General features: G+C 42.5%; 11 protein-coding genes and 1 pseudogene. 11 read left to right on the top strand and 1 reads right to left on the bottom strand.

The features are described from left to right. From GVY04_00435 to GVY04_00405, 7 genes are all read left to right on the top strand, one after another. Positions 1–378, top strand: a 378-nt coding sequence (locus tag GVY04_00435; GenBank protein ID NBD14642.1) for a hypothetical protein, incomplete at its 5' end; no start/stop codon positions are given. 859 nt (positions 379–1,237) lie between these two features. After that, complete coding sequence (locus GVY04_00430; protein ID NBD14641.1) at positions 1,238–1,528, top strand: BrnT family toxin; 291 nt, start codon at positions 1,238–1,240, stop codon at positions 1,526–1,528. Next, positions 1,509–1,832 (top strand): hypothetical protein, encoded by a 324-nt coding sequence (locus tag GVY04_00425; GenBank protein ID NBD14640.1) that lies wholly within the window; start codon positions 1,509–1,511, stop codon positions 1,830–1,832. The genes GVY04_00430 and GVY04_00425 overlap by 20 nt, the downstream gene beginning before the upstream one ends. A 386-nt stretch (positions 1,833–2,218) precedes the next feature. After that, positions 2,219–3,079 (top strand): tyrosine-type recombinase/integrase, encoded by an 861-nt coding sequence (locus tag GVY04_00420; GenBank protein NBD14639.1) that lies wholly within the window; start codon positions 2,219–2,221, stop codon positions 3,077–3,079. 478 nt (positions 3,080–3,557) lie between these two features. Then, complete coding sequence (locus GVY04_00415) at positions 3,558–3,962, top strand: PadR family transcriptional regulator (protein NBD14638.1); 405 nt, start codon at positions 3,558–3,560, stop codon at positions 3,960–3,962. A 76-nt stretch (positions 3,963–4,038) separates the two neighbouring features. Further along, positions 4,039–4,209: a hypothetical protein gene (locus GVY04_00410; protein ID NBD14637.1), complete on the top strand. Its 171-nt coding sequence runs from the start codon at positions 4,039–4,041 to the stop codon at positions 4,207–4,209. Positions 4,210–4,421: 212 nt separating this feature from the next. After that, entirely contained in the window at positions 4,422–5,183 is a 762-nt protein-coding gene (locus GVY04_00405) for an SDR family NAD(P)-dependent oxidoreductase (protein ID NBD14636.1), read from the top strand. 158 nt (positions 5,184–5,341) lie between these two features. Here GVY04_00405 and GVY04_00400 read toward each other — a convergent pair. Further along, a pseudogene (locus GVY04_00400) lies at positions 5,342–5,791 on the bottom strand (tyrosine-type recombinase/integrase). 199 nt (positions 5,792–5,990) lie between these two features. Here GVY04_00400 and GVY04_00395 point away from each other — a divergent pair. The 4 genes from GVY04_00395 to GVY04_00380 all read left to right on the top strand — a co-directional run. Further along, the gene (locus tag GVY04_00395) at positions 5,991–6,248 is read left to right on the top strand and encodes a hypothetical protein (GenBank protein ID NBD14635.1); all 258 of its coding nucleotides are present in this window, start codon (positions 5,991–5,993) and stop codon (positions 6,246–6,248) included. Positions 6,249–6,260: 12 nt separating this feature from the next. Next, positions 6,261–6,707: an HNH endonuclease gene (locus GVY04_00390; GenBank protein ID NBD14634.1), complete on the top strand. Its 447-nt coding sequence runs from the start codon at positions 6,261–6,263 to the stop codon at positions 6,705–6,707. 252 nt (positions 6,708–6,959) lie between these two features. Beyond that, complete coding sequence (locus tag GVY04_00385) at positions 6,960–7,403, top strand: hypothetical protein (GenBank protein ID NBD14633.1); 444 nt, start codon at positions 6,960–6,962, stop codon at positions 7,401–7,403. Between the two features lie 21 nt (positions 7,404–7,424). Continuing rightward, on the top strand, positions 7,425–7,660 hold a 236-nt coding region (locus GVY04_00380; protein NBD14632.1), incomplete at its 3' end, for a hypothetical protein.

The following is a 7,660-nucleotide window of genomic DNA, read 5'->3' as shown; positions in this document are numbered from 1 at the left end:
GATTCAGAAATTTCTGAAAAGGTAACTACAGAAGAATTAAAAGATAATGATGAATTTAATGAATATCCGATAGCAGAAGAGTTAGCTAAGCAGTTAGAGAATGAATATTACTTTTTAGAAAATGCTTGCCTTACCTATAATACTGATGCAAATACTTGGTTAGATTTAGCCAATAAAATACAAAGCAAGTCTCATTATTTTGACAATAAATATCAGAATGAAGAAATTGAAGAATTAGAAGTAGCAGATTTTAGAGAGCCATATACTGTTGATTGGTTAAAAGAAAACTTCGATTCCTTTCAAGCTGCTAAAGATTACTTTGGTATCAAAGCTAGAGGTTGGGGAGCGTTAGCTGAGTATCTCAATGAAGAAAAATAAACACTTCTTATCCAACCCGATCACTCTCTTTACATCGTCAAATCAACTAAAGTAGGACCAGCCCTTTCAAGGTGTGAAGTTTGTGGTCTTAATTTTGGGATAAAATCTTAGCAGTAGAAACATGAGGTCGATTAGCAGGACGAGTGCGTTTTCGACGTCGTCTGGTCTTTTTTGGGGAGATAAGAATTTTTCCATCAGTCCACGAACCATGACTGATACGGGGCTTTCCTCTATAAAACGCTCAAATACCTGCCCTAGAATCATTCTCCCTACTTCCTAAATTAGCAACATGGATTCTTTTACCTAACTATAATTTGGGAATAATCACAACACCTTGAAAGGGCTGGTCGAAGGTAAGGTAAATGGGGTAATAAGCTTTTGAGGATTTCCATCGCCTTTTCCCCTCTTTACAATCAACCTCTATCTTGACCGCGGCTGGGCGGTCAGCGCAGGCACCGGACTTTGAGTCCGGTGTACCGCTGACTATAAGCTGTTAGGCATCTATTGGGTTCGCTCAACAAGCTTGATGCAAGAGAAATTTGGGCTTCAACCATCCTCATTGACATGCGCGTCATCTGATTCTTTCCGAATTCCGAGTTCAACTTCACCATCCCATCTTGATTCATCACCAAAAGTGAGCAAGAGCCATAATGTGGGTCGAAGCGAAAATATAGTTTCAAATAATGTGGTCTCAAAATGCCGATGATTTCGGGTCGGAGTGATTATAATTTCAGTCCACTACAGTTAGGATTAACGAAAAGCCCATACCGATCTATCTTCATGCCTAATCTTGGAGGAGATTAGGTTCTTGGAGGTGGTTTTCCTTGAGTTTGTATATACAAGAAGGTATATTCAAGATATGGACTTTGAGTGGGATGAGCAAAAGAACCAAACCAACATCATCAAGCATGGTATTTCCTTCCAAGAAGCTGTTGAGATATTCAGCGACCCCAACCTACTAACGTACCTAGACGATCGCTTTGATTATGAAGAAACAAGAGAACTCTCAATCGGACAACTTTTGCTACCTGAGCAGCCAGTTATTGTGATCTTGGTAGTCCATACAGACAGAAACGGAGTGACCAGAATCATCTCGGCGCGACGAGCTAACAAAAAAGAAAGGAGGATGTATGAGCAACAATCAGTTTAGTCTTGATCTGTCACCCGAAGAACGACATCGTAAGTTAGTCAATATGTCAGATGAGGACATAGACTACTCGGACATTCCTGAACTTGATGAAGAATTTTTCAAAAATGCTAAGTTAATCAAGCGAAAACCAGCTACAGAAGCCATATCGATCCGGATTGATACCGATACCCTAGAATGGTTTCGTAATACAGCCAAAAACAACCCTGAAATAAGAGGCTATCAAACCCTAATTAATGATGTGTTGCGAACCTATGTAGCCCACCAAGTAAATAGGGATGAAACTTCTCAAAAATCATCGACGTAACGCGATCGGCAACCCACGTCAGGTGGGACAAAAGGAGGAATAAGTTCTCAATTAAAATTCGCGAACTTAAATCATTTCTTTTTTTTCTAGATTGGTTCGCCTTTTTTGTGTTGGCAGTTCTTAAATTACAGGCTTTTCGGATGCGGCTCACTATCGCTCCCTAATTACGAAAAGAGCGCGATCGGATCTTCGATTCGTTGACCCGAAGGGTCAATCGCGCTTTAAGTTGAGGTGGAGAAATAGCTGTTTTCCGACATCAGATTCAGAGTGATTGTTAGGAGGGAATTTGACATTTCCTCAAACAATTGTTTTCAAGTCATGCGCTCGTGGTAAAACTTAAAGATTAAGCGCTTGCACCAACACAACAAAACGTGAATTCTGTTGTTATGACGATCGACATTTACCCGAAGCTAACCGACGCGAAAAGAGATGTGGAATTGATTAGACTGTGGATTTCCCAAAAGTCCGTGACCACCCAAAAGACTTATCTCACGATCTCTCGGCAGTTTCTCACCTTTGCGGGGAAGGAACTAGAAGAGGTGAAGCTGGAAGATATTTTGTTATGGCTAGAATCGTTTCAGCTTCGCGGCAAGAGTCAGAACACGATTAATAATAAACTAGCTGCGATTAAGTCTCTGTTTAGTTTTGGGGTCAAGACGGGTTATCTCACCAATAACCCCGCCTCGATGATTAAGACCATCAAAGCGAAAGATGCTCTCAATGAAAGGATTTTACGGGAGACAGAGGTCAAGGCGCTAATTAATGCCGCTACTAATGAGCGCGATCGCGCCATACTCATTCTCTTATATCTTCTGGGCTTGAGGATCTCTGAGTTAGTCGGTTTGAACTGGTCGGACTTTCAGCCAAGAGAAGAAAGCGTGACGGTCACGATCTTGGGCAAGGGTCATCAAACGAGGACTTTATTAATTACTCATCAATTCTGGTCGGAACTGAAGCAACTTCCCAGGAGTGATCAAACGGAAGCGGTGTTTTTATCTCGGTTTGGCAATCGCCTCGACCGTCATGCCATCCATCGCTTAATTAAGAAAGCGGTGGAGAAAGCAGGGATTAATCCCCATACTTCAGCGCACTGGCTGCGTCATGCCCATGCCTGTCATAGTTTAAATCATGGTGCGGGAATCGATTTAGTGATGAAATCTTTGGGTCATAGTTCCCTGGCCGTAACGTCGAGATATCTGCACGTTCAACCAAGTGAGTGTACCAGTAAGTTTATCGATTTGGATTAAAGATACAGGCTTCTCGGATACGGGTGGCTCCATAGAGGCAGATGCCGAAGACCGGAGCCAAGCGTGAGGACGCGATGTAGCCTGCGCTACCGCCTTTCGGGCATCGCGTGGGGTAGCAAATCCCTCACTGAAGAGGAGTTGGATTTCTTCAGCCGTTAGAATTAACGAAAAGCCCATACCGATCAATTTTCATGCCTAATCTTGGAGGAGATTAGGTTTAGGTTACATGGTTTTGGGGACGGTGGCGCGATCGGGCTTAACTCCAATTATTTTTACTTTGCGTGATCCTTTGCTTTGACTCAACCTTTAGGTATATTTTTTTGAGCATTCTTATAAAAGTAAGATATATTAAAGTTATAGCAGAGTGATGAGTAACAACTACAACTCTGTTATTGAAGACGATGGTAATAGGGCTATAGATACAGCTACAACCCTGTTATCGAAGATGATGATAATAACGATAGCAAGAGAAAAAAAGATGAAAGTTATACAACAAAACAAATCTCCAACAGGAGTAAATGGACAGTATGAAAATTTTGATTTCAATAGATTACCTAAAATTTCACCAACAGAAGAGCTTATTCTTCTCTTATTGCATAATCACGAATGCTACGGATTACAAATTATCAAGGCTATTGAACGAGCAACCCAAGGACAGAAAAAACTCAATGTGGGCTCGCTTTACCCGACCCTTAACAAACTTGAAGAAAAAGATCTCATTACATCCCACTGGGGAGACGAAAGACGAAAAGAGCGAGGTGGAGCCCGAAGAAGATATTACCAAATTACAGAGAAAGGGCGAGCAGCCTGTAAAGCTCAGCAAGCCCTACGAGATCAGTTACGAGAGTGGGAACCAGCTTTCTCCGAATCTAGAAATAAATGAGAAAACTTTTGTAAGTGAATATATTACTTGTTTTATCGCCTATTCGTTTTTCTCGAAAAAGGAACGAGAAGAATGGATGGGCGATATTTATGAAATCAATTATGAGCTTCTTAGCCAAGGAAAGCCACGTTGGTTTGTTAATTCAGTGGGTATTACCAGAACAGTATTCTTTCTGTCAGCAAAATTAAAGATTACTGCTAATCAGGTGAAGCGATTTATACTTTCTTTTTTTATAACCGAAGAATAAAGGTTGTGTGAGCAATCCGTGATCTTGTCATATGCTGAACTTGGCAATATTGCCAAGTCCTCTTGGAACTATACCTAAATAAAAAGTCTTGGTGAAATCTTGCCAAGCGCGATCGCGCTTTTAGAGACGGGAGATAGTAGCAAGTGGCTGTAAAGCGTGTCGGTTTTGTAGTTAGAGTCAGGAAAAAGGAGAAACACTTGAACACGTCCGTTATCGGCAATATCAACCATGCCAATGCTCTCGTTACCGGCGCAAGTGGGGGAATTGGATTGGAATTTGTCAAACAACTCCTCCAAGATGGCAATCTTGCCCAAATTTACGCGACCTACCGCTGTCGGGAGTCTGCGGAGGAACTAATCGGGATCGCGAAGGACTACCCCAACCGGGTGATCTGCCTTCCGATGGATGTGACCGAAGAAGGACAAATCGCTGATGTGGCTGCAAAAATGCACTCGGCAATCGACAAACTCCACCTTACGATTAACTGCATCGGGTTTCTTCACGAGGGGGAAATTCGCCCGGAAAAAGGCTTGCGGCAGGTGGAATCGGAATCATTGTTACGCTACTTTCAAGTCAACAGCATTGGCGGCGTTTTATTAGCGAAACACCTATTGCCTCTATTTCGCCACGACGAGCGCAGCGTTTTTGCTAGCATCTCCGCCAAAATCGGCAGTATTGGCGATAACTATTTGGGTGGCTGGTACGGCTATCGCGCCTCGAAAGCAGCCCTCAATATGCTGATGCGGACTGTCTCCATCGAGTATGAACGAAAAAGCCCGCAAACTATTGTCGTCACTTTACATCCTGGAACCACTGACACCCGCCTTTCCCAACCCTTTCAGCGCCACATCCCTGCCGAACAATTGTTTTCCGCCGAGCGAACAGCAGCCCAATTGCTCGGAATTATCCAAAACCTAGAAGTAAGGGATAGCGGGCAATTTTTCAACTGGGATGGTAGCCGGCTTCCTTGGTAGGGGAACCAGCCTGTTTCTGAAACTCTAGTATCCCGGTCTAAATCCCCCATTACTCTCTCTTCTTCCCAATCTGTGTGGGGTTGGCTGTCTTCCGGCTCATTTTTAAAGTCTAGTTCCCAATCAAGGGGATTAAGACTGTCAGGAGCATTGTGATCTGAATAACCAAGCATAGACAGAGAAGACGCTGCACCCCGCACTTGCTCGGGCGTAACCTCTAAATACTCTTGCAGAACCCCCAAGGAACGATGACCCGATATCTTTTGAATGACCCTTAACGGAATCCCAGCGTTACTCATCTGAGTTAAAGCGGTTCTTCTAAAGGAATGGGTAGAGACTCCTTCGTTGTCCAGCTTGAGACAAACTTCTCTCAAAATACGGGCTGCACTGTCAGGATGAAGATGTCCTTTATTGTGGCGACCGGAGAATAAGAACCAAGTGCGGGGGTTGGGATAGTAGTCAATCAAAAGAGAGCGTAATTCTTCAATAACAGGAATGGTGCGAGTAGCGAGTTTTCCTTTGCTGTTGGGTTTACGGATGATGAGGTCGCTGCGAGGCGTGCCTTTGCGGTTGTAAACGTCTGCGGTGCGGAGGGTACAGGCTTCTCGGATGTGGGTGGCTCCATAGAGGCAGGTAGTCGAAAGATTTCCCTTAGTCGCGAGTTCCGTTCACGCTCAAGCGTGACTTTGACGTTACGATTAAGGAAAGTAATGATCACTTCCTGAAACCGATGGAACCGAAATTCACGCCGATCTGAGCACTTAAAGATTCGACTCTAAAATAATTAAGATATTAAGCAAGAATTTCACGATGACTATTACGCCCTTTCAGCTAGATAACTTACCTTCAACTTTCCCAAAAGAAGAAGCCATTAGGATTGAACTTGTTGAAGGAATTCCGATTTTAAAAGCATCGCAGAAAGTCCAAGCTCGGATAGAAAACTTACTCGTCAAACAACAAACAACTTTATTAAATCCAGAGGAAGAAGAAGAACTCGACCATTATGAAGACTTAGATGATTATCTTAGTTTAGTCAATCGGACGATTCGTAATCTCTCCCTCAAATAAGTTCTGAACCTCGTGTCAGCTAGTCGTTCTTTATCTCCAGAAATTCAAGCTCAAGTCCGACAACGAGCTAACTATTTATGTGAATATTGTCATACTTGTGAGCAATGGCAATACGTTAAATTGACAATCGATCATGTGATTCCTCTAAATCAAGGAGGAGAAAACAACTTAGATAATTTGGCTTTAGCTTGTTTTCACTGTAATCGACAAAAATCAAATCAAATAACTGCCATTGATCCTGAAACTCATGAAGAAACTCCCTTATTTAATCCTCGTCGAGATGACTGGAAGGAACATTTTATTTGGTCGAAGGACAAACTATCTGTTATTGGCTTAACTGTCAAAGGAAGAGCCACGATTACTGCTTTAGGTTTTAACCGAAGTCGAGTTATTAATATTCGTGCTGCTGATTTAGAAGTTAACCGACATCCACCTCCAATTGATCCCATTCAAAATTGATTACAGATGCAGGTCGCTCCATGTTAGCAAATGCCAAAGACCGGAGTAAAGCATGAGGACGCGATCGTTTGATCTGGTTAGCTCTTTTTCCCAGGTCTCTGGAACGGAGTTCCGTTAGAGTGCATAAGTCAAAAGGAGCAATCGTAAAAAAAGTATGTATAAAAATTAACTAACGCGCTCAGCCTACTCTCTGAAAATGAAGAGTTCGATTAATCAACAAGAGAGCCTTGAGGGTTAAGGAGTTAAAAGTTTATGAAAAAGTTGATTGGTTTATCCTTCACTATTTTTGGGATCGGTTGTTTACAATTACTGTTCATTCTACCAAGCGTTAGAGCTGAGCCTTCGATTTTCAGGATCGGTGCTGAAAATCGTGAATTTCAAGCCAATGATTCAAAGAGGGAGGCATCTCCTTTTCTAATTCGTCCGGAAAATGATTCTTCTTTTAGAAAGATCCCTCCGGATAGAATTGTTCCTGATTCGGCTCATCCTGATTTCATTCCTCCGGTCATTGGTAAAGATTATTATAATTCTCCTTCTTTTCCGACGGGAACGATTCCTAAGTTTTGCCGCTACCCGACAATTGGATTGATTTGTATTTATTCGGATGGGCTTTCGGAAGAAGATAAAATCGTGATCAAAAATTTAATTGAAGACTATTTTTTTGATCGACAAGTCATTTTTTTATCGGACTCATAAGCGGTCTAAAGCACCTAAAAAATGAAATACATCCTTCCCTATCTCCCCAATTGGAAACAGAGGTTTTCCTCAATTGCCCAATGGCTTGAGCCCCATCTTCCCGAGGGATGTCAAATCCATCATATTGGTTCGACTTCTATTCCCGGGATGCCCGCCAAAGATATTATTGATCTCGATCTGGAATGCCCGATTGGTTTGACTTCGCAAGTCATCGCGTGTCTTGAGCCGCTTGGGTACTTCCATGAGGGCAACAAAGG

Source organism: Cyanobacteria bacterium GSL.Bin1 (genome assembly GCA_009909085.1).
Taxonomy (GTDB): Bacteria; Cyanobacteriota; Cyanobacteriia; order Cyanobacteriales; family Rubidibacteraceae; genus Halothece.
Note: the sequence above shows the minus strand (reverse complement) of the source record. Positions and strands in the feature narration are given on the sequence as shown.